At 60.9% G+C, this 20,017-nt stretch carries 19 protein-coding genes and 1 riboswitch; of the genes, 11 read left to right on the top strand and 8 right to left on the bottom strand.

Annotated elements, in window-relative coordinates:
* Positions 1-554 precede the first annotated feature (554 nt).
* The 3 genes from S7S_RS19720 to S7S_RS19430 all read left to right on the top strand — a co-directional run bounded on the left by S7S_RS19720 (position 555) and on the right by S7S_RS19430 (position 3,091).
* A complete protein-coding gene (locus S7S_RS19720; RefSeq protein ID WP_144401695.1) occupies positions 555-824 on the top strand; it encodes a hypothetical protein in 270 nt (89 codons plus the stop codon).
* A gap of 131 nt (positions 825-955) precedes the next feature.
* Entirely contained in the window at positions 956-2,626 is a 1,671-nt protein-coding gene (locus S7S_RS19435) for a GmrSD restriction endonuclease domain-containing protein (protein ID WP_238582911.1), read from the top strand.
* A 198-nt stretch (positions 2,627-2,824) separates the two neighbouring features.
* Positions 2,825-3,091: a YdeI/OmpD-associated family protein gene (locus S7S_RS19430; RefSeq protein WP_008733039.1), complete on the top strand. Its 267-nt coding sequence runs from the start codon at positions 2,825-2,827 to the stop codon at positions 3,089-3,091.
* A gap of 526 nt (positions 3,092-3,617) precedes the next feature.
* Here the strand turns inward: S7S_RS19430 and S7S_RS16915 are convergent.
* Entirely contained in the window at positions 3,618-4,187 is a 570-nt protein-coding gene (locus S7S_RS16915) for a gamma-glutamylcyclotransferase (RefSeq protein ID WP_008733040.1), read from the bottom strand.
* 136 nt (positions 4,188-4,323) lie between these two features.
* Between S7S_RS16915 and cobU the strand changes: the two genes are divergently transcribed.
* Positions 4,324-4,854 carry a bifunctional adenosylcobinamide kinase/adenosylcobinamide-phosphate guanylyltransferase gene (gene cobU, locus S7S_RS16910; RefSeq protein ID WP_008733042.1) on the top strand — a complete coding sequence of 177 codons (531 nt, stop codon included), beginning with the start codon at positions 4,324-4,326 and terminating at the stop codon, positions 4,852-4,854.
* 3 nt (positions 4,855-4,857) lie between these two features.
* Here cobU and S7S_RS16905 read toward each other — a convergent pair whose 3' ends face one another.
* The 4 genes from S7S_RS16905 to cobT form a co-directional block, all read right to left on the bottom strand.
* Positions 4,858-5,307, bottom strand: a complete 450-nt coding sequence (locus tag S7S_RS16905; RefSeq protein ID WP_008733044.1) for a helix-turn-helix domain-containing protein — start codon at positions 5,305-5,307, stop codon at positions 4,858-4,860.
* Between the two features lie 96 nt (positions 5,308-5,403).
* Positions 5,404-6,138 (bottom strand): adenosylcobinamide-GDP ribazoletransferase, encoded by a 735-nt coding sequence (locus S7S_RS16900; RefSeq protein ID WP_008733046.1) that lies wholly within the window; start codon positions 6,136-6,138, stop codon positions 5,404-5,406.
* A complete protein-coding gene (locus tag S7S_RS16895) occupies positions 6,135-6,788 on the bottom strand; it encodes a histidine phosphatase family protein (RefSeq protein ID WP_144401694.1) in 654 nt (217 codons plus the stop codon). Before S7S_RS16895 ends, S7S_RS16900 begins: the two co-directional genes overlap by 4 nt.
* The gene (cobT, locus tag S7S_RS16890) at positions 6,778-7,830 is read right to left on the bottom strand and encodes a nicotinate-nucleotide--dimethylbenzimidazole phosphoribosyltransferase (protein WP_238582910.1); all 1,053 of its coding nucleotides are present in this window, start codon (positions 7,828-7,830) and stop codon (positions 6,778-6,780) included. The genes S7S_RS16895 and cobT overlap by 11 nt, the downstream gene beginning before the upstream one ends.
* Positions 7,831-8,013: 183 nt before the next feature.
* Here cobT and cbiB point away from each other — a divergent pair, with 183 nt between their 5' ends.
* The gene (gene cbiB, locus S7S_RS16885) at positions 8,014-8,928 is read left to right on the top strand and encodes an adenosylcobinamide-phosphate synthase CbiB (RefSeq protein ID WP_035202897.1); all 915 of its coding nucleotides are present in this window, start codon (positions 8,014-8,016) and stop codon (positions 8,926-8,928) included.
* Positions 8,925-9,935, top strand: a complete 1,011-nt coding sequence (cobD, locus tag S7S_RS16880; RefSeq protein WP_008733051.1) for a threonine-phosphate decarboxylase CobD — start codon at positions 8,925-8,927, stop codon at positions 9,933-9,935. Before cbiB ends, cobD begins: the two co-directional genes overlap by 4 nt.
* Positions 9,936-9,955: 20 nt before the next feature.
* Here cobD and S7S_RS18975 read toward each other — a convergent pair whose 3' ends face one another.
* Complete coding sequence (locus S7S_RS18975; protein ID WP_008733052.1) at positions 9,956-11,131, bottom strand: NHL repeat-containing protein; 1,176 nt, start codon at positions 11,129-11,131, stop codon at positions 9,956-9,958.
* Between the two features lie 23 nt (positions 11,132-11,154).
* On the bottom strand, positions 11,155-13,146 hold the full coding sequence (locus tag S7S_RS16870) for a TonB-dependent receptor plug domain-containing protein (RefSeq protein WP_008733053.1): 1,992 nt from the start codon (positions 13,144-13,146) through the stop codon (positions 11,155-11,157).
* Between the two features lie 174 nt (positions 13,147-13,320).
* Positions 13,321-13,540, bottom strand: a riboswitch (cobalamin riboswitch).
* Between the two features lie 98 nt (positions 13,541-13,638).
* Here S7S_RS16870 and S7S_RS16865 point away from each other — a divergent pair.
* From S7S_RS16865 to cobO, 4 genes are all read left to right on the top strand, one after another.
* On the top strand, positions 13,639-14,529 hold the full coding sequence (locus S7S_RS16865; RefSeq protein WP_008733054.1) for a cobalamin-binding protein: 891 nt from the start codon (positions 13,639-13,641) through the stop codon (positions 14,527-14,529).
* Positions 14,519-15,496: a FecCD family ABC transporter permease gene (locus S7S_RS16860; RefSeq protein WP_008733055.1), complete on the top strand. Its 978-nt coding sequence runs from the start codon at positions 14,519-14,521 to the stop codon at positions 15,494-15,496. Before S7S_RS16865 ends, S7S_RS16860 begins: the two co-directional genes overlap by 11 nt.
* Positions 15,496-16,269, top strand: coding sequence for an ABC transporter ATP-binding protein (locus S7S_RS16855; protein WP_008733056.1), 774 nt, complete (start codon positions 15,496-15,498; stop codon positions 16,267-16,269). Before S7S_RS16860 ends, S7S_RS16855 begins: the two co-directional genes overlap by 1 nt.
* A 276-nt stretch (positions 16,270-16,545) precedes the next feature.
* Positions 16,546-17,157 carry a cob(I)yrinic acid a,c-diamide adenosyltransferase gene (gene cobO, locus S7S_RS16850; RefSeq protein WP_008733057.1) on the top strand — a complete coding sequence of 204 codons (612 nt, stop codon included), beginning with the start codon at positions 16,546-16,548 and terminating at the stop codon, positions 17,155-17,157.
* 4 nt (positions 17,158-17,161) lie between these two features.
* Here the strand turns inward: cobO and S7S_RS16845 are convergent, their stop codons facing one another.
* Complete coding sequence (locus S7S_RS16845) at positions 17,162-18,466, bottom strand: hemolysin family protein (protein ID WP_008733058.1); 1,305 nt, start codon at positions 18,464-18,466, stop codon at positions 17,162-17,164.
* 99 nt (positions 18,467-18,565) lie between these two features.
* On the opposite strand from S7S_RS16845, the gene S7S_RS16840 reads away from it, so the two are divergent.
* A complete protein-coding gene (locus S7S_RS16840; RefSeq protein ID WP_008733059.1) occupies positions 18,566-20,017 on the top strand; it encodes a cobyric acid synthase in 1,452 nt (483 codons plus the stop codon).

The raw sequence follows: 20,017 nt of genomic DNA, 5'->3' as shown, positions 1-20,017 counted from the left end.
GTGATTTCGATGACACCGTACATCGTAAATGTATGCGTGTCCAAGATTGGTTTGTTTCGTGACACATAACAAATCGCTGCGGGTGGAAAACTTAGGGACACGAAGATCGCTGGGCAAGAAAACTAAAGGGTAAGCACCAATTGGTGGTTTATGTTCGTGTTATAGTGATGCTGTTACGGCATTGGTTGATGTCATGAATTCATGCGTGTCCCGGAGTAGATTCCTACTTTGGATAAATGGGTGGCGGACATACTTCAAATAGAAATAGAGGATGTTCATGCGCGTCTCCAAAAGGCATACGATAATGTTCTGAAAGATAAGCCTGATCTAAGCAGGCGGCAAAGAGGCAACCTGATTCGACATATGGCATTGAACACAGCCCAAAATCACCAAAATACTATGAAGAAGGTGTTGGGTTGGAATACGGACGATATTCTCAATATTTTGTGACCACTAAAAAGAAAATTATGTCGCCAATTTTGAGTTGGGGCGGGCTCGCAAGCTTGCGTCCCATGTTTTGGCGCCATTTTCGATTACGGTAGAGGGAAGTGAAAATGGATTTTTCTAGAATCATTTTTGGTTTTTTTTCAGATATGACAAATTCTGGAATGATATTGGAGACTGTGGGAATCTTCCTGGTTGCCAAATATGGCATTCCTAGAAATAACGATGTAAGTCCTCAAGATGCAGTTGTGATAAGTAAAACTGGCGATGAACTGAACGCAGCGATGAAGATGCTAGGAATATTTACTCGTCGCGAACGCTTAGGATTTACTTTGATGGCACTTGGTATCTTCTTGATTCTGATTGATCGAAATCTGTAGTGAATCAACATAACAAGAAAGTGAATCGCGTACCTTCGGCGGCGGACTACTTACAGTCCGCTCCGCTTCAGCGATCAGTTGTTACGGCGTTGTTGGAAGTCGAGATTATCAAGGATTTTTAATAGGGGCTAATGATGTCAAAAAAGATAACTGCAAAAGATCCAAAGCCAACGGCAGAAAGGATCGAGCAGCTGGCCAATAGAGTTTTGGTAGGAGATATCATTCTTCCGGAGTTTCAGCGGCCATTTGTCTGGAAGAGAAAGCAAATACTGGAGTTGTTGGATTCTATATATAGAAACTATCCCATCGGTAGCGCCCTTCTGTGGGAATCTAGGCAGGAGCTTGCAAGTAAGAGATCAATCGCGGATCTTGAGGTTGGTGAACGAAGTAAGAATTACCCTGTTAATTATTTGCTTGATGGGCAGCAAAGGTTATCAACTATCTGCGGATGTTTGCATTGGGAACCAGGTGATCCAAAAAGCATATGGAATGTAATTTTCGATCTGCGGAACGAAAAATTCAGCCACATTGATCACACTGATGAACTTCCTGCCCATCATATACCAATACGCCGATTATCTGACCCGGCTGAATATTTTCGAAAATTATCAGTGATTGATGATTCGGACCTAAGGGGTGTTGCTGATTTGCTATTCAATAGATTTAAAGATTATCAGCTGCCGCTAGTCACTCTGGGGGACATGTCTATTAATGATGTTGCTCCAGTTTTTGAGAGGATTAACTCTACGGGTACTAGGCTCACGATTTATGATTTGATGCGAGCTGCTACTTGGAGCCCTGAATTCGACTTGGGAAAAACCATTGACTCTATAAAAATGTCCCTTGAGGAGAAAAGATTTCACTCCTTTGAAAACAAGACTTTTTTACGTTGTCTGGGTGCGGCTAGTGGAAGTGACTTTTCCTCTGGGAGTATAGACTTATTAAGGCAATTAGACCCTGACACGCTCCATATGTGTGCGGAGCAGATAAAAATTGCTGCACAATTGGCTGTGGATTTTCTAAGCACAGAGGTAGGGGCTCCTCGCGCTGAGGCATTACCCTATGCTAATCAGTTCGCAGTCTTAATCGAATTTTTTAGATGCTTGCCCAACCCAGATGCAAGTCAACGGAATGAACTGAAACGGTGGTTCTGGCTGACTACCCTATCTGGTTATTTTAGTGGGTGGGATAGCGGTCAAATGGCTACTGATGCAAGAGCGATCAGGGACTTTGCTTCTGGTGCTGCTGCTTCAATCGATGTAACTGCGTCAGTTCCTACGGCTTCACTATGGGCGGCGAAGCCATTTCGTGCAAATAGTGCAATATCAAAAATGCTTGCTTTAATGTTTGCAACGAAAAATCCATTAGATATCGTAACCGGACAGAGGATAGATATAGATAAATCTTTGGCTTGGTCAAATGATAAGGAGTTTCATCACTTTTTCCCGCAGGCTTATTTGAGTAAAGGTGGTATTAAGGCATCGAGAAGCAATGTTCCGGGCAATATTATACTGTTGACATCAAAATCGAATTTGTCGATATCAGCCAGCGCGCCGAGCGTCTACTTGAAAAAAATAATTGAATCGGATGGTAAAGAAGCGCTAGTAGAACGATTGGAAAGCAACTTAGTCCCGGAAGCAGCTTTGGATGCTGCGCTTGATGATGATTACGATTTATTTTTGTCTATTAGAGCAACCCATTTGCACGCAATTGCTGAAACTCTATCAGGTGTTAATTCGGAAGGCTTAATTGAGGTGTCTCCAGAAGAAATTGATGACTCAGATGTAGACCCGACCGAATAAGCAATAGAAATTTCTGTGGAATTTCGGGGAACGCATGAACTTCCGGCCTAGATAGATATTGCGGCGATGTGATTTTGATGACATCTCACATCGTAAATGTATGCGTGTCCCAGATCCTTTTTTTGAAGAGATACCCTGTTGGCGTCGTTATGTTTTCTGTACCTTTGTTAACAGATCCATTGGAAAGAGGGGCTTTATATGAGTTCAAAAATCTCCGGTGGATTGGTGCATGAATTGCCTGTTGATCTATCGAAAGTATTGATTGAGAAAGATGCAGTCGGCCTTTGGGAGGCGTTGTCGCCCATTGGCCGCAATGAATTCATATTTTGGATGGAAGATGCTAAACAAGAGAAGACTAGAGAAAGGCGTATCTTCCGAGCTATAGAGTCGCTAGTCGAAGGTAAGAAGCGGCCATGTTGCTGGTCCGGGTGTATTCATCGTATCGATAAGAAGCCCAGCAAATGACAGCAAGACGCCATGAGTCCGGGACACGCATGAATTGCCAGCCTAGCCAGATGTCAGGGTGATGCGGTTTTGATGACATCTGGCCTTATAAATGTATGCATGTCCCCGATGGGCTCGCCGATTGGTTTATGACTAGGATGCTTTATGACTTATGGCGGGGCAGGATCAGCGCTTCCAATACTAATTCTTCTTATCTTGAATTTTGTTATATTTTTTGCATGGTTCCTGAAAGGAGCAGGGCATTGGCAAGCAAAGCTACTTGTGACTTCTATTGCACTGGTATTATTCAGTGCGCTAGTTGCCTTGTCAGCTTCAGTAACGGAGCCGCCTGTGCTTCGGGACGCCATCCAGGCGGTAACACTTGTTTTTCCTATTATTTCTGTCGTTGTTCCAGCAATCGCAAATAGAGTTTGGAGTAATGAACACACATAACAAGCACAAGCATTGCGCGCCTGTCGTCGCCGGACGGGCTAACGTGCGCCGCTGTTGTGGGCGTTATATAGCAAGCCATTTATGACCTTTGAGGCTATATATATGTAGCCTTTATAAGATGCCGCTCAATCTCAAACACATGCTCATCCTGCGCCCCCATTTCCCGCAGCGCTTCGGCCAGCCGCAACAGGTATTCACTGTTCGGGCCGGACGGCCCGGCGGCGCTGGCGATATGCCGGGCGATGTCCGGTTCCGGCGCCGGTCCCAGGAAAGCGGCATTGTCCTCGGTGGCGATATACACCAGCCCCTCGGCACAGCTCCCGTCGTCAAATCGCATCTCGGTGCAGAAACGCAGGTAGCCGTTCTTCTCGCGGAAGTCGAGGTGGGCAAACACTTCCGGCGTGATTAGAAACGCCATGCCAGTGCATTCGGCGCCGGGCTGGCGAATCAGCGTGGCGACACGGCCGGGGTGTGTGTCGGTGCCACGATGATCGTGCGACCCCTGCCAGAAGCGCCGCGTCCAGCCGTGGATGCGGGCCGGGCGGCGGGCCAGGAACGGGAAATCCGGGCGGAAGATCAGTGAGCCGTACCCGAACAACCAGACTTCACTGTGCTGGTCGAAGCGGGTCATCTGTTTGTTCAGGTCAACGGTATTGAGGCTCATGGCGGTCACTGGAAACGGCGAACGCGACAGAGTCTAGCAGAGCGGTGCGGCGGCGCCGGTGTGTTTTCCGCCGTCTGTCTGGCAATCCTGCGCGTCATGCGTGAGCATGCCGGGCAGTCCTATTCGGGAGCGCAACATGGCACACAGTCTGGTTCTTGGCGGCATCCGCTCCGGCAAAAGCGCACTGGCGGAACAACTGGCCTCGGCCGGTGGATCGCCTGTGCTCTATGTGGCCACCGGCAGTGCCGGGGATGGCGAAATGGCCGAGCGCATTCGCCGGCACCAGGCACGGCGGCCGGCGGCGTGGGGGCTGGTGGAAGAGCCGGTCTCGCTGGCCGGCGTGCTGGTAGAGCAGGCGCCGGCCGCGCCGTGTCTGCTGGTGGATTGCATGAGCCTGTGGGTGGCCAACCTGCTGCACGCGGGTGAGGCGGTATTCGCACGTGAACGTGAAGCGTGGCTGGCGGGCCTGCCGGATTACCCGGGGGAGGTCGTGATCGTCAGCAATGAAGTGGGGCTGGGCACCATCGGCATGGACCCGCTGACACGACGTTTCTGCGATGAGCTGGGCTGGCTGAATCAGGCGCTGGCGCAGCAGTGCGGGCGGGTGGTGTTGTCGGTGGCGGGGCTGCCCTGCTGGTTAAAGGGCGGGGCGACCTCCGGCAACTGATGTTCAGGCCGCGCTGGCGTGCCATCCCCCGTCGGCTTCTTCCAGTTCAAGCGTCCGGGCTGCGTAGGCATGGCGATTGATCCGGCTGATGCTTTCCAGCAACTGCCGTACCTGGCCATCTCCCTGTACCTGCTCCACATACAATGCCCGCAGCACGCGATCTGCCGGCCCGGGGATACGGTTGCGGCCGCTTTCCCAGTTGCGCACGGATGATTCGGCGACATCAAGCAGTGTCGCCAGTTGTGCCTGGGGAAGGTCCAGTTCCTTCCGCAGAAAACGGATCTCTTCGGCACTCAGGAGGTTGGGATTGTGATGGACAATATGTACTCCGATGGCGCGATGCAGCCCTTCCAGATCATGGATACTTACCGCCTTGCCATAGGGGGTATCCCGCTCTTCATAGCCATTGCGCAGCCGGATGTTCTGTAATCCGCAGCTCGTGTATTCAAGCATGATGTCTGTTCTCGCGCTGGTCAGAGACAGGTTGTGATGACGATGGCGTAGTGGCCTGTGTCGGCGAGGATGGGGGGATCGCCAACACCGGCAGCCCTACAGCGCCAGATAGGCAGTGAGCAGGATGCCTGCTTCAATGATTTCGACTAGCGCCCCTGCGGTATCGCCAGTAAAGCCGCCCAGCCGTTGCCGCATCAGCCACTCCCCGAGCAGGAACAGTACGGCCGCCGTGACCAGCATCCATACCGCCAGCCAGGCGCTCAGCAGCGCAATGATGATCAACACTGCCCGCGCGGTATCGCGTGGCAGGTGTTCGGCGGCATCGTGGCCAAGGCCGTTTTCCCGTACATACGGCAAACGCAGAAACAGCGCCGTGCAGGCAGCGCGGCCGAGCGCCGGGGCAAGCAGCAAGGGCAACAGAACAGACTGTTCCAGCAGGGTGGCCACGGCGGCTGTTTTTCCGAGCAGCACCAGCACCAGTGCGACCACGCCGGCGGGGCCGCAGGCGGGGTCTTTCATGATCTCCAACGTGCGCTCGCGGTTGCCCTGGCCACCGAGCCAGGCGTCGGCACTGTCCGCCAGGCCGTCCAGGTGCAGCGCGCCCGTGATGCCGGCCCACAGCATCACCAGCAGCACGGCGGTGGGCCAGGCGGCCCAGCCGAGGCTGGCGGCGAGGCTTGCGAGCACCCAGAACAGGACACCCAGCAACAGGCCGACTATCGGCCAGGCGGGCACGGCTTCGCCCTGATCGCGCGCGCTCACGGTGCCGTGCAACGGCACCGGAAGGCGGGTCAGGAAAGCCGTGGCCAGCAGCAGTCCACGAGGGCTCACGCCGCGTCCAGTTGCAACTGGCCGGGGCGGAAGCCGTGGGCGATCAGGCAGGAAAATACACCGTGGTCGGTGTGATCCAGGCGAATGCGACTGCGCGAGGCGTAGGGCACCTGCACGTTGGCGACGCTGCGTGCGGCGGAGATGCCGAGCACTTCCGCCATCACCATGCGGATCACGCCGCTGTGGCACACCAGCAGAATGCGCTGGCCCTGCAGGCGGTCGGTCCAGTAGGCCCAGGCGCCGGCGACCCGGCGCTGGAAATCGGCCAGTGTCTCGCCACCTGGCGGTGGGTAGTCCTCGTCGCCGGCCCAGAACTCGGTCAGGCGCTTGCCGTCACGGGCCATGACCTGCTCCACCGTGCAGCCTTCCCACTGGCCGAAATGCACTTCGCGGAAATCCGCGTCCTGGTACAGCGGCAGGTCGCGTTCGGCGGCCAGCACTTCGGCAAAGGCGCGGCAGCGTTCCAGCGGCGACGTCAGGATGGCGTCCCATTCTTCTTCTGCACCGATGGCCTCGGACATCTGCTGCCAGCCGCGTTCGGTGAGGGGGTCGTCGCGGTGGCCACGGTAGATACTGCCGCCGACCGGTTCGCCGTGGCGAAGCATGTCGATCCAGGTGGGTGGAATAGGGGGAGTCGGATCAAGAATCATGACTGACACCTGCTGAGTCAAAACTGGCCATCTGGTTGTGCAGCCTGCAGGCGGCCTGCAGCAGCGGTACCGCGATGGCGGCACCGCTGCCTTCGCCGAGGCGCATGTCGAGCTCCAGAAGTGGATCAGCGTCCAGTGCCCCGAGCACCGCCGAATGGCCGGGCTCGCCGGAGCGATGGGCAAAGTGCAGCCAGTCGCGCAGCGCAGGCTGCAAGCGACAGGCTGCCAGTGCGGCGACGGAGACAATAAAGCCGTCCACCAGCACCGGGATACGGTGTTGCGCACAGCCGAGCAGGGCGCCGGCCAGGGCATTGATTTCGAAACCGCCGAGCGACGCGAGCACATGCAACGGATCCTTGTCCTGACCGTGCCGTTGCAGGGCGCGGCGGATCACCTCGGTCTTGTGCATCACGCCGGTCGGGCTCAGCCCTGTGCCGGGGCCGGTCAAGGCGGCGGGGTCGCTGTCCAGCAGAGCGCTGGCCACGGCGGTGGCGCTGGTGGTGTTGCCGATCCCCATCTCGCCGCCGACAAACAGCCCGATACCGGCCTGCGCGGCGCGCGCAGCAGCCCGCACGCCAATCTCCAGCGCGGCCTCGCATTGTGTCCGGGTCATGGCCGGGGCCTGCGCGATGTTGGCGGTCCCGGCGCCAATGCGTTCATCAAGCACACCGGGCAGCAGAGGTTGTGCCGTGACCGTGCCGGTGTTGATCACTTCCAGATCGGCACCAAGATGCCGTGCAAGCACGCTGATCGCCGCGCCACCTGCGGCGAAATTCGCTACCATCTGCGCCGTGACAGCCTGGGGGAAAGCGGAAATGTTTTCCGCACAGACTCCGTGATCGCCAGCAAAAATGACGATGCGCACGGCGTCGACGTCCGGCTGCTCGCGCTGCTGTTGTGCACTCAGCGTAATGGCCAGCCGTTCCAGCCGGCCCAGTGAGCCGGGGGGCTTGGTCAATACCGCCTGGCGCGCGCGGGCGCGCTCGGCCATCGCCGTGTTGATTCTTGGTGGCGTGAGACGCCAAATCGGGGCTTCGTTCAACGTTACATCCGATGTAATGAAACAGACTCGCAGCGCAGGATGGTCTGCCCCTGCCGTTGCGGTGTCAAGTGTGCACCGGAGGGTAAACGGTCCGGCCGGTCATGAATCCTTTTCCGTGAATAATGTGACATGTTGCGATGATTCGATGCGAAAACGGGGCCGGGAACCGGGGCAAGTGATGGCATGTTAAGCGCATTATGCTGCTGTGTAGTGGCTCTGTTACTGGACGCCTGGCTGGGTGAACCGCGACGTGCGCACCCGCTCGTTCTTTTTGGCGCTTACGCCAGCAGAATAGAAGAAATGCTCAACCCGTCCGGGCGCGGTACGGTGCCGGCCGGGCTGCTTGCTGCCGGTCTGGCGGTGGCGCCGTGGGTCCTGCTGGCGATGTGGTTGCTGGCTGTGCTGCCGGTGTGGGCTGGCTGGGTGCTGTCGGTGAGCGGGCTGTACCTCGCCATCGCGCTGCGCAGCCTGCGTGAGCATGCCCGGGCCGTGAGCCTGCCGTTGCAGGCCGGTGATCTGCTGCGGGCGCGTGAGCAGGTGGCGCGCATTGTCAGCCGCGACACGCGGGCGCTGGATGCCGAAGGGGTGGCACGTGCCGCGACGGAATCCGTGCTCGAGAATGGCGCCGATGCCCTGTTTGCCAGCCTGTTCTGGTTCCTGGTCGCCGGCCTGCCGGGCGTGGTGGCGCACCGTCTGATCAATACGCTGGATGCCATGTGGGGGTATCGCACACCGCGTTATCTTGCGTTCGGGCGTGTCGCCGCCAGGCTGGATGACCTGCTCAACTGGGTGCCGGCGCGCCTGACCGCGCTGGGCTATGCGCTGGCCGGCGACACGGCCCGTGCCCTGCGTTGCTGGCGTCGTCAGGCACCGCACTGGAAAAGCCCGAACGCCGGGCCGGTGATGGCCGCCGGCGCCGGTGCGCTGGGCCTGCAACTCGGGGGCGTGGCGATATATCACGGCGAACAACAAAAGCGGCCGCTATTGGGAGAAGGAGCGACGCCGGATGCCCATGCGCCACTGGCGGCCATCCGGTTGGTGCAGCGCTCACTGTGGTGTTGGCTGCTGGCGACGCTGATGCTGGCGGTGTGGCTATGAAGCCGCCCCTGCACGGTGGCCGGCTGCGTGAGATGGCGCAGCGTACCGGCGTCCCCGCCTCCGAGTGGCTGGACCTGTCCACCGGCATCAATCCGCATCCCTGGCCGGTGCCGCCGATTCCCGACGCGCTCTGGCACCGCTTGCCGGAAGACGACGATGAATTGCCCGATATCGCGCGACGCTGGGCCGGTGCGCCGCCTGCGGCGGGTTGCGTGCCCGTGCCGGGCAGCCAGGCGGCCATTCAGGCGTTGCCTCACTTGCGTGGCCGCAGCCGTGTCGGGGTGCCGATGCCGGGCTATCGGGAGCACGCTTATCGATGGCAGCTGGCGGGGCATGAGGTGGTGCCGCTGGCACCGGATGACATAGAACACGCCTTGCCGACGCTGGATGTGCTGGTGGTGATCCAGCCGAATAATCCGACCGGGATGCTGTGGCCGGTGGAGACGTTGCTGCGCTGGCATCAGGTGTTGGCGGCGCGGGGCGGTTGGCTGGTGGTGGATGAGGCGTTTATGGATCCCCTGGCGCACGACACATCGCTGGCGCCGATGACGGGGCATGACGGGCTGATCGTGTTGCGTTCGCTCGGCAAGTTCTTCGGGTTGGCAGGTTTGCGTGCGGGCCTGTTGTATGGCCCGCCGTCGCTGTGTGAGGCATTCAGCCGCTGGCTCGGGCCATGGGCCATGAACGGCCCTGCGTTGGCCATCCTGAAGGCGGCGCTGTGCGATACGCCCTGGCAGGAGACCATGCAATATCAATTGCAGCGGCAGGTGATGCGGTTGCGCACGGTGTTGCAGACACATGAGCTGCCTGTCGCGGGACATACACTGTTGAGTTGTTATTGCCCGCATGAGGACGCTGGCAAAGTAGCCGGCCAACTGGCGCGACACGCCGTACTGGTGCGTGTGTTCGGGCCGGACGAGGGCGGTGCGGCACTGCGTTTCGGTTTGCCGGCAGCGCCGCACTGGGAACGGCTCATCGAGGCGTTGCGCACGCTGCCCGCCGGATAAACCCGCAGGCAGCGTTCACCTTATTCGCTGGTAATGAATGACAGGCTCAGCGGCGGCAATGCTGTCGGGACAAATGCTTGTTCAGCATCCGTGGCCGGATCAACGACACGAATGCCATGGTCGTTATCCGTCGCATCGGCGATCCACAACTGGCCGCCGGGGCTGAACGCCAGCGCGGCAATATTGCGATGCAGGGCGCCCGCCACCGGCGCGTCGGTGGCGACCTCGCCGGTCAGCGGATTGAACCGGAACACATGATTGTCTCCCCAGCCCGCGTAACTGATGAAGTAGGCCGTATCGGCATCCCGCAATGCCATGCCACTGATGGCGCCCGTGTCTGCGGTGTCGTCGATCAGTTGTGTCATGGCGTACGTATCCGGGTTGATGTGGTCGATGCCGCCGTTGAGCGGGAAGCCATAGTCACCGACGCCCTGGACCAGCACGCCCACTTCCGGGTGATAGGCAATACCGGAAGGGTTCAGGCTCTGGAGCTGAATGCCGGGCAGTCCTGTGCCGGTACCTGTGTCGATCTCGGTATCGGTGTGCACATCAAAGACGGCCACATAGGGCGGGTTGCCGCGCGAGAAATCGGCGTTGAGGCGTTGCAGGACGACAAACAGCCGATCGCCGACGATGACACCGGAGGTCATGTTGGGGACAGTGTTGTCGCCGCCGTTGTAATGCGACAGGTCCAGTTCGCCAATCTTGAAATCCGATTCCCGCGTGGCGGAGGGATTGACGATCCAGGCATGCGTGCTGCCGTAGCGAAGAAGATAGGCTTTGGTGTCGGAAACAAAAACAAGATTGTGCGGGTTGCTGGACGCCTGGTCGCCCGCTTCCAGGGTGGAAAATTCCCACTCCGCCGCACCGGGGTTGCCGATATCGACCTTCTGTACCGTGTCGAACTGGAAACGGCCGATGCGATAGTAATGTGGCCCGTGGGTATTCACCGAGATATCGGAGGACGGCACCGGAAAATAGCCGCCGCTGGAATGCAGCGGGGTGCGGTTCAGGTCAATCAGTTCCACCGCGCCGCTGGCGCTGCCGGCACTGTTGAAGGCGCCGGTGGCAATCACGGCGGCATCCGAGAAACTCGTCGCATTGCCCGATGAACCGCCGGAGCCGCCGCAGGCGGTGAGCACGGTGCTGACCAGCAGCAGCGTGGTGATACGGGGCAAGCCTTGATAAAAGGGCATGGCACTATCCTCTTGCAGATGAATTATTCGAAATGATGGGTAAAAGCCAGCAGCCAGCTGCGGCCTGGTCCGGGAAAGCGGGTGAAATCCTGATACTGCGTGTCGGTCAGGTTGCGCAGGTCCAGCGTCAGGCGTGAGCGCTGCGTGCCGACCAGCACGCCCTCCCAGCCCAGCCGCGCATTGAGCTGGCGGCGTGTGTCGGCTTCCAGCAGATTGGCAGCGTCGTAATACAGCTCGCCTTCCTGATGCCAGGACACGCTGGCGTGAAACGACGCGATCTGCCAGCGGCTGCGTACCAGCAGGGCATGGTGGTAGATGCCGGGCAGTTTCTTGTCCTGGCTGTACTGGACCGCGTCAGAGCGGTTTTCAGAATCCTGTGCGGTGGCGCTCAGCGTAAGCTGCCAGTGATCGGTCGGTGTCAGGTGCAGGGTGGTTTCGGCACCGGCGACACGCGCCTCGAGATTGGTGTAACGGCCCACGCCGCGCGAGTCGTACAGCGCCACCATGGACGGCGACAGGTCACGGTAATAACCGGTGATCTCGAAGTGGCCCCAGCGCTGGTCGGTGCGCAGCGTCAGATCAAGATTGAGCGCTTCTTCGGCGTTGAGATCCGGATTGCCGACCAGCAGGCCCTCCTGGCCGTACTGCTCGCGCAGTGAAGGGATGCGCACCTGCCGGGCCACGCTGCCCTGCCATTGCCAGTGGTGGCCGACATGCCGCGTCAGGGCGAGCTGCCAGCCGGTATAGTCGGCGTGCTGTTGCGTGCGCGTCAGTGTGCCGGTGTTGCCGACCTCGTCGGAATCATCCCCGGTCATGAAATGCCGCAGTACCGTTTGCGTGGCCCAGCGCCCTGTGTCGCTGTGCCATTCATGGCTCAGTGCGCTGCTGGTCTGCAGCCGTTGCCGCGTATCGCGTTGCCGGGTGCCGAGCACATCGCGCTGTTGATAATCGTAGTGAGACAGGTCCAGCGCGGCGGACAGGGTATGCGGGCCAAGCAGCCAGCTCAGGGTATGCGCCATCCCGATCTGTTGCGTGTGCGTGCGGGTATCCTGGCTGCCGGTGCCGACGTGGCCACCGCGATTGCCATACTGCTCGTTCGTCATTGCCCACAGCAGGCGATGCTGGCTGTGCACCGTGCCCGCTGCCCAGCTGCTGTCGCGATAACTGAGTTGCAAACGACGCGCATCCGTCGACAAAGCGGTGTCATTGGCCGCCCAGTTCTGAATCGTGGGTACGCCCTGCTCGCTGTCCTGCCACTGCAACAAACTGTGCAATTGTCGGTGAGCGTCGATGAACAGGCCGGATTTCAGGCTCGCTTCGTACTGATCAACGTACGCATTGCGACGGCGCGTATAACGACCATCGTTCGGATTGAACCAGGGCGCCTGGTTGCGATAGCGAAAATCGTTATCGCTGGCCTGATGGTTGAGTGCGAAGGCGTGCTGCCAGCGTCCATGGCGCAGCTGCGTGCTCAGTGCTGCGCGGCGAGTATCGAAACTGCCGCCGCCGAGAGTGATGTCGGTGCCGGTATCGTCGCCGGCATCACGCGTTTCCAGTACCAGCACGCCGCCGATGCCGGCGTGGGCATAGCGGGCCGGCGCGCCACCGGGATAAATCTGGATGCGACCGATATCGTGCAGCGACACACGGCTGATATCTGCGTAACCGGACACCGGATCATTCAGCAGCATGCCATCGAGCAGCACCTGCACCTGCTGGCTGGTGGCGCCGCGGATGGACAGCGTCGAGGCGCTGCCGAGGCCGCCGGTGCGGCGTATCTGAACATGACCGCTTTCACTCAACGTGTCTGCCAGGCTGGTGATGCGGCCGGCGAACTCCTCGCGCTCGATCACCCTGACCTGGGTGACACTGCTTTCCGGTGTCACCTCGGCGGCATTCAGTGCGGACGCGGTAATGTCCACCGGCGACAAGGATTCCGATGCCCACGCCGATGCCCACGCCATGCCGGTCAATACAAGACCGGCACCGACTGACCGACGGAAAAAAACATTCATTCCCGACCACTCTTGTGCAAATTCGCGCCTGCACCGGTACGGCGCAGGCACGGCTCCGCCGCGCGCTTTCCCACAGAGAAAACACGTAGCATTTGCAGCTATCAAAGGGTCTGAAAACGCCGGTATCATGCACCGGCCGTGGCAAAACCCCGCGCGAAAGCCCACCGCGTTCGCGACGATAGCCGGTGGCAGGCCGGTCTCCGGGCTGACGGTCGGATGCGTGAGCATCCCGGTACGCACGCCTTCCCGCGCATTGCGCAGTGGCTGGCTGAGCAAACAGCCTGTGCGACCTGAACCGATCACCGTTGCGGGGGCAGCGCTGGTGTTGCACCAGCTTCCCAGTTTCATCCCTCGGCCTGAAGGCCGTCGGGACACCTGCCACGGACAGATTCTGTCGAGCGCGTCCTGACGGGCGCGCCGATGCGGGGCATCTTAGGGCGTGGCGTGCTGCTTGTCATCAGGCGGCACCGGCCCGGACACAGGACAACGCCGATGAACATGACCTTGCATACACTGCTGCTGGCCAGCCTGATCCCGGCCCTGGCGGCTGCGGCGCCTGCCACACAGCGCTGTGTGATGGACGATCTCCAGCGCGAAGTCTGCGTGGGTGCGCCGGCGCAACGCATTGTGTCGTTGTCGCCGGGCGCCACCGAACTGCTGTTCGATGCCGGCGCGGGAGAGCGGGTGGTGGGCGCGGTCAGCTTCAGTGATTACCCGGCGGCGGCGAACGATATTCCGCGCGTCGGCAGTTATAACCGCCTTGATCTGGAAACCCTGCTGACACTCAGGCCCGATCTCGTCATCGCCTGGCGCAGCGGCAATCCCCGCGAGCAGGTGGATCAACTGGTGCGCCTGGGCATTCCGGTCTATCACACCGAGCCGCGCAGTTTCGCCGACATTACGTCTACCCTGTATCGTCTGGCGCGGCTGGCCGGCACGGAGCAGATTGGCGATGCGGCGGCCAGCACCTTCGCGGACGCGGTGCAGACGCTCAGGCAGCGGTATCAGGACGCCGCACCGGTGACGCTGTTCTATCAGATCTGGAACGACCCGCTGATGACGGTCAACGACACGCATTTTATCAGCGAGGCGATGCACCTGTGCGGTGGCGTCAACGTCTTCGGTGAATTGCCACGCCTGACGCCCACGCTGGATATCGAAGCCGTGTTGGCGGCCAATCCGCAGGCCATTGTGGCTGGTGGCATGGGCGAGGACGACCGTGGCTGGGTTGAGGGCTGGCGCCGCTATCCGGATTTGCGCGCCGTCAAAAACGCGCATCTGTTTTTTATTCCTCCTTCGACATTGCAGCGCCCCACGGTACGGCTGCTGACCGGCACGCGCACCTTGTGCACGCAATTGCAGGCGGTGCGCGATGCTGATTGAGCGGCGTCTGCTGTGGCCACTGCTGGCGCTATTGGGCCTGTCACTGGTGGCGCTGGTCACGGCGGTGGCGGTGGGCAGTGTGACGATTCGGCCGCTGGAAATCTGGGCCGTGCTCAGTGGTCACGGCGAGCCGTTGCATCGCACGCTGTTGCTGGAGCTGCGTGCGCCGCGCGCGCTGGCGGCATTTGCCACGGGTGGCCTGCTGGCGCTGGCGGGCGCGCTGATGCAGGTGCTGTTGCGCAACCCGCTGGCGGACCCCTATGTGCTGGGTCTTTCGGGGGGCGCGGCGGTCGGGGCGCTGGGCGCGATGTTGCTGGGCTTCGGTGCCGCGCTGGTGTCGGGCAGCGCGTTTGCCGGCGCGTTGCTGTCGGCGCTGTTGGTGTTTGGCCTGGCGCAGGGCACCGGCAGCTGGACGCCGGCCCGCCTGTTGCTGACCGGCGTGGTGGTCGCGGCGGGCTGGGGCGCACTGATCAGTTTCATGCTCGCCATCGGGCCGGCTGAACGATTGCCGGGCATGCTGTACTGGTTGATGGGCGATCTGAATTACGCGCGCAGTCCCTGGCCGGCGGCAGTGGTGTTGCTGGTGACCGTGGTGCTCGCGGTGCCGGCCGGGCGCAGCCTGAATGTGCTGGCGCGAGGTCCGCTGCAGGCGGCTGCACTGGGTGTGCCGGTCAGGGTGCTGGAGCGCGGCGTGTATGTGGCGGCCAGCCTGCTTACCGCCATGGCGGTGACGACTGCCGGCTCGGTGGGGTTTGTCGGCCTGATCGTGCCGCATATGTTAAGGCTGGTGCTGGGCAATGATCAGCGGGTGATCCTGCCGGCCTCGGCGCTTGCCGGCGGTATGTTGCTGACGTTTGCCGATACGGTGTCGCGCACCTTGATCGCGCCGGAGCAGTTGCCGGTGGGCGTGATCACGGCGCTGATCGGTGTGCCGACGTTTCTCTGGCTGTTGTATCGGAGCCGCTGATGGAGACGCCGCTGCTGCACACCCGCCAACTGGTGATTGATGTGCCTGGCCGGGCCGATGGCCGGGCGCTGGATCTCACCGTGCGTGCTGGTGAAGTGTGGGGGGTACTCGGCCCCAATGGCGCCGGCAAGACGACGTTGCTGCATACGCTGGCCGGGCTGCGTCAGGCACGTTCAGGCGACGTGCTGGTGCGTGGCACCCCGTTGTCGTCCTGGCGTCGTCGTGCGCTGGCGCGTGAACTGGCGGTGGTGTTTCAGGAACGCCAGGAGGGCTTTCCGGCCACGGTGATGGAAACGGCGCTGATCGGTCGCCACCCGTGGTTGTCACCGTGGCAGCTGGAAGGTGCGGAGGATATTGCACTGGCCCGTGCCGCGCTGTCGAAACTGTCCGTGGCGCATTTGCAGGCGCGCTCGCTGGCGACCCTGTCCGGCGGCGAGCGCCAGCGTGTGGCGATTGCGACGGCGCTCGCGCAGGCGCCCTCGGTGTGGCTCGCGGACGAGCCGACCAATCACCTTGATCTGCATCATCAGGTGGCCGTCATGGCCCTGCTGGCGGAACAGGCAGCGGCGGGCTGCGGTGTGCTGATGTGCCTGCACGATCTGAACCTTGCCGCACGCTGGTGTGATCACATTTTATTGTTGTATCCCGACGGCGAAGCCTGCTTTGGGCCTGCCGACACCATGCTGGTGCCGGAGGCGCTGTCGCGATTGTATGGCCAGCCGCTGCTGGTCACGGAAATTGATGGCACGCGTGTGTTCGTGCCGGGCCGTTAAGGAGCATCTGAATAACCTCCCGGTGGTTCTGGCTTTCTGGGCGGCGCCTGATCAAGGCGCGACTTCGAAGGCATAGCGGGCTACGTCGAGAAGTCGTAACGCGGAGCAGGCGTCGCCCAGAAAGCCCCGCAGGGCGGGCGCTACAGCACGCATTAGCCGCGTTGCGTCGCTTGGCAAGGGCTACGGCCATTGCCGGCGCGCCGCGCCTTGCTACTGCATGCTGTAGCGCCCGCAGAACCACCGGGGAGTTATTCAGATGCTCCTTAAGGAACCACAATGCGCGAAGATGCAAAAACGCCGGCACGTCATGCAGAACGCATGGCGCGCAAACAGGAGATCATGCGCGAGCGGATTGCCCGCGCCCAGAAAGAGCAGGGCGTGCTGCTGGTGCTCACCGGGCCGGGCAAAGGTAAGAGCAGCTCCGGTTTCGGTATGCTCGCGCGCTCGCTTGGTCATGGCATGAAAGTGGGTGTGGTGCAATTCATCAAGGGCAGTTTTTCCACCGGCGAGGAAGCGTTCTTTCGTCATCTGCCGGGTGTGGACTATCACGTCATGGGCGAGGGCTATACCTGGGATACGCAGGATCGCGAACGTGATGTGGCGATGGCACAGGCCGCCTGGCATGTGGCGCGGCGCATGCTCAATGATCCGGCATATCACTTCGTGTTGCTGGATGAACTGAACATCGCGCTGCGCTATGACTACCTTGATCTGGAGGCCGTGCTGGATGACCTGATGCAGCGTCCTGTGATGCAGCATGTGGTGGTCACGGGGCGTTACGCCCCGCAAGCGCTGATCGATATTGCTGACACCGTCACCGAAATGAAAGTGGTCAAGCACGCCTTTGCCGATCAGGGCATCAAGGCGCAGAAAGGCATTGAGCTGTAAGCCGTCAGGTGTCGTTGGCCGGTGTCGCCGGGCGGCGGGTCACCAGCAGTTTGTCGACGCGGCTGCGGTCCATGTCCATCACTTCGAATTCCAGTTCGGCACAGACGAAGGTGTCGGCCACGGCCGGTACGCGCCCGAGCCGGTGCATGGCAAAACCGCCCATGGTGTAGTACTCGTCTTCGGCTTCATCGTCGAGGCGGCCGAGGTCGAATGCCTGCTTGAAGCGCTGAATGGTCATGGTGCCGTCCACCAGCCAGCTGCCGTCGCCGCGCTGCACCATTTCCGGGGTGTCGTCCTGGTCTTCTTCCGGCATGTCGCCGACGATGGCTTCCAGCACGTCGGTGACGGTGACGATGCCGGTGAGGTCGCCATATTCATCGACGATGCAGGCCAGTTGCGCGCGGGTCTGGCGGAACTGTTCGAACAGGCTGGTGGTGGTGATGGATTCCGGAATGTACACCGGCGGACGCATCACCGCGCGCACATCGGTGGCCTCGCCAGCGAGCACACGCTTGACCAGATCATTGGTGCGCAGCACGCCGACGATCTGCTCCAGCCCGCCGTCACAGACCAGAATGCGCGAGTGCGGGCTGCTGATGATGCGCTGGTGGATGACCTCTTCGCTGCTGGTCAGGTCGATGTAATAGACATCTTTGCGCGGCGTCATGATCTCGTTGATGCTCTGTTCGTCCAGGCGCAGCACGTTCGAAACCAGTGTCTGTTCGCTGATGTGAAACACGCCGGCTTCGGCGCCCTGTTCCATCAGCACCTTGATCTCTTCATCCGAGACCGGCGGTTCTTCGTTCGGGCGGGCGCCGAGCAGGCGCATCAGCAGATCGCTGGAGCGCGACAGCAGCCACACCAGTGGCCGCGCAATGCTGGACAGCCAGCTCATCGGGCGGGCGATCAGCCCGGCAATGGTTTCCGGTGCCAGCAGGGCCAGGCGTTTGGGCACCAGTTCGCCGACCACCACGGACAGGTAGGTGATCAGTGCCACCACCAGTGCCAGCGACAGGCCGCGGCTGTAGGGCGCCAGCGCCGGCACCGTGGACAGCATGTCATTGATCGGCCCGGCCAGCGCGTTTTCACCCACCGCGCCGCTGAGAATCCCGATCGAGGTGATGCCCACCTGGATGGTGGAAAAGAAGCCTGCCGGTTTTTCTTGCAGGGCCAGCACGGCGTTGGCACTGGTATGGCCTTCGTCGGCACGAATTTGCAACCGCGCCTTGCGGGCGGAGACAACGGCAATTTCAGACATGGCGAACACGCCGTTGAGCACGATCAGGAACAGGATCAGCAGGAATTCCATGAAGTGGCCGCACCGTGTTTTGCACGCGCGGCGGAGGTGTTGAGGGACTTTGATGGTGCATTACAATCCTGGCCTTGCCAAGACTGACCGGGAGGGGCCATGCCGACGCTGATGATTCAGGGCACGACCTCGGATGCCGGGAAAAGTACGGTGGTGGCGGCGCTGTGTCGTTATCTGGCCCGGCAGGGGGTGTCGGTGGCGCCGTTCAAACCGCAGAACATGGCGCTCAACAGTGCGGTCACGGAAGACGGTGGGGAGATAGGCCGTTCCACCGCATTACAGGCACTGGCGTGTGGCATCTCGCCGCACTCCGACATGAACCCGGTGTTGCTGAAACCGCAGACCGATTGTGGTGCTCAGGTGATTCTGCGCGGGCAGGTGGTCGGCAACATGCAGGCGCTGGATTATCACGCCTATAAACGCGAGGCGATGCACGCCGTGCGTGAGGCCTGGCAGGCGTTGTCCTCACGTTATGACGTGATCATTGCCGAAGGGGCCGGCAGCCCGGCAGAAATCAATCTGCGCGACAACGACATCGCCAATATGGGCTTTGCGGAAATGGCCGATTGCCCGGTGTTGCTGGTGGGTGACATTGATCGCGGCGGCGTCTTCGCACAACTTGTTGGCACGCTGGCACTGCTGTCCGCGTCAGAACAGGCACGCACGCTCGGTTTTATCATCAACCGTTTTCGTGGCGACCTGTCGTTGCTGACCAGCGGGCTGGACTGGCTCACCGCGCGCACCGGCAAGCCGGTGCTGGGGGTGCTGCCGTATCTGCACGGGCTGTTGCTGGATGCAGAAGACAGCATCGGCCTGCCGATGACAGAGGCCGGTGCCGGGGCATTGAGAGTGGTGGTGCCGGTCTTGCCCCGCATCAGCAACCACACCGATTTTGATGCGTTGCGTCTGCACCCGCAGGTGGCGCTCACCTTCGTCGGCCCGGACCAGCCGGTGCCGCCGGCGGACGTGATTATCCTGCCGGGCAGCAAGCACACGCGCGCGGACCTGGACTGGCTGCGTGCGCAGGGCTGGGAGGAGATCATCCGGCGTCATCTGCGCTACGGCGGGCGTGTGCTGGGAATTTGCGGTGGTTTCCAGATGCTGGGCGAGAGTGTGGATGACCCGGACGGGCTGGAAGGGGCTGCCGGCAGCACGCCGGGGCTCGGGCTGTTGCCGGTGCGCACGCGGATGGTCGCGGGCAAACAGCTGCGCCAGGTCACCGGCCTGATCCTGCCGGAAGGCGTGCCGTTTGCCGGCTACGAAATTCACAACGGCGTCAGTGCGGGCGTTGCGCTGGCGCGTCCGCTGATGCGTACCGACGCGGGCCATGACGACGGTGCGGTGAGTGAGGACGGGCAGGTGTTCGGCACCTACATGCACGGGCTGTTCGATACGCCGGATGCCTGTGCGGCGTTACTGTCGCGGCTTGGCCTGCGCGGGGTGGCGGCGCCGGATTACCGCGCCCACCGCGAACAACAGCTCGACCGGCTGGCCGACATGGTGGTGGCGCATCTGGACACAGCCTGGCTGCATCGCTGCCTGGGCGTGTAG

It is taken from the genome of Isoalcanivorax pacificus W11-5 (assembly GCF_000299335.2).
Lineage (GTDB): Bacteria > Pseudomonadota > Gammaproteobacteria > Pseudomonadales > Alcanivoracaceae > Isoalcanivorax > Isoalcanivorax pacificus.
The sequence above is the reverse complement of the archived record's forward strand: the minus strand, read 5'-3'. Positions and strand labels throughout refer to the sequence as shown.

Excerpts from the sequence above, each read along its gene's own strand:
- S7S_RS16855 (WP_008733056.1), top strand. The coding sequence starts at position 15,496 with ATGGAGACGCCGCTGCTGCACACCCGCCAACTGGTGATTGATGTGCCT.
- S7S_RS19435 (WP_238582911.1), top strand. The coding sequence starts at position 956 with ATGATGTCAAAAAAGATAACTGCAAAAGATCCAAAGCCAACGGCAGAA.
- S7S_RS16845 (WP_008733058.1), bottom strand. The coding sequence starts at position 18,466 with ATGGAATTCCTGCTGATCCTGTTCCTGATCGTGCTCAACGGCGTGTTC.
- cobD (WP_008733051.1), top strand. The coding sequence starts at position 8,925 with ATGAAGCCGCCCCTGCACGGTGGCCGGCTGCGTGAGATGGCGCAGCGT.
- S7S_RS16915 (WP_008733040.1), bottom strand. The coding sequence starts at position 4,187 with ATGAGCCTCAATACCGTTGACCTGAACAAACAGATGACCCGCTTCGAC.
- cobO (WP_008733057.1), top strand. The coding sequence starts at position 16,546 with ATGCGCGAAGATGCAAAAACGCCGGCACGTCATGCAGAACGCATGGCG.
- cbiB (WP_035202897.1), top strand. The coding sequence starts at position 8,014 with ATGTTAAGCGCATTATGCTGCTGTGTAGTGGCTCTGTTACTGGACGCC.
- S7S_RS18975 (WP_008733052.1), bottom strand. The coding sequence starts at position 11,131 with ATGCCCTTTTATCAAGGCTTGCCCCGTATCACCACGCTGCTGCTGGTC.
- S7S_RS16860 (WP_008733055.1), top strand. The coding sequence starts at position 14,519 with ATGCTGATTGAGCGGCGTCTGCTGTGGCCACTGCTGGCGCTATTGGGC.
- S7S_RS16870 (WP_008733053.1), bottom strand. The coding sequence starts at position 13,146 with ATGAATGTTTTTTTCCGTCGGTCAGTCGGTGCCGGTCTTGTATTGACC.
- S7S_RS16865 (WP_008733054.1), top strand. The coding sequence starts at position 13,639 with ATGAACATGACCTTGCATACACTGCTGCTGGCCAGCCTGATCCCGGCC.
- cobU (WP_008733042.1), top strand. The coding sequence starts at position 4,324 with ATGGCACACAGTCTGGTTCTTGGCGGCATCCGCTCCGGCAAAAGCGCA.
- S7S_RS19430 (WP_008733039.1), top strand. The coding sequence starts at position 2,825 with ATGAGTTCAAAAATCTCCGGTGGATTGGTGCATGAATTGCCTGTTGAT.
- S7S_RS16905 (WP_008733044.1), bottom strand. The coding sequence starts at position 5,307 with ATGCTTGAATACACGAGCTGCGGATTACAGAACATCCGGCTGCGCAAT.
- S7S_RS16840 (WP_008733059.1), top strand. The coding sequence starts at position 18,566 with ATGCCGACGCTGATGATTCAGGGCACGACCTCGGATGCCGGGAAAAGT.
- S7S_RS16895 (WP_144401694.1), bottom strand. The coding sequence starts at position 6,788 with ATGATTCTTGATCCGACTCCCCCTATTCCACCCACCTGGATCGACATG.
- S7S_RS19720 (WP_144401695.1), top strand. The coding sequence starts at position 555 with ATGGATTTTTCTAGAATCATTTTTGGTTTTTTTTCAGATATGACAAAT.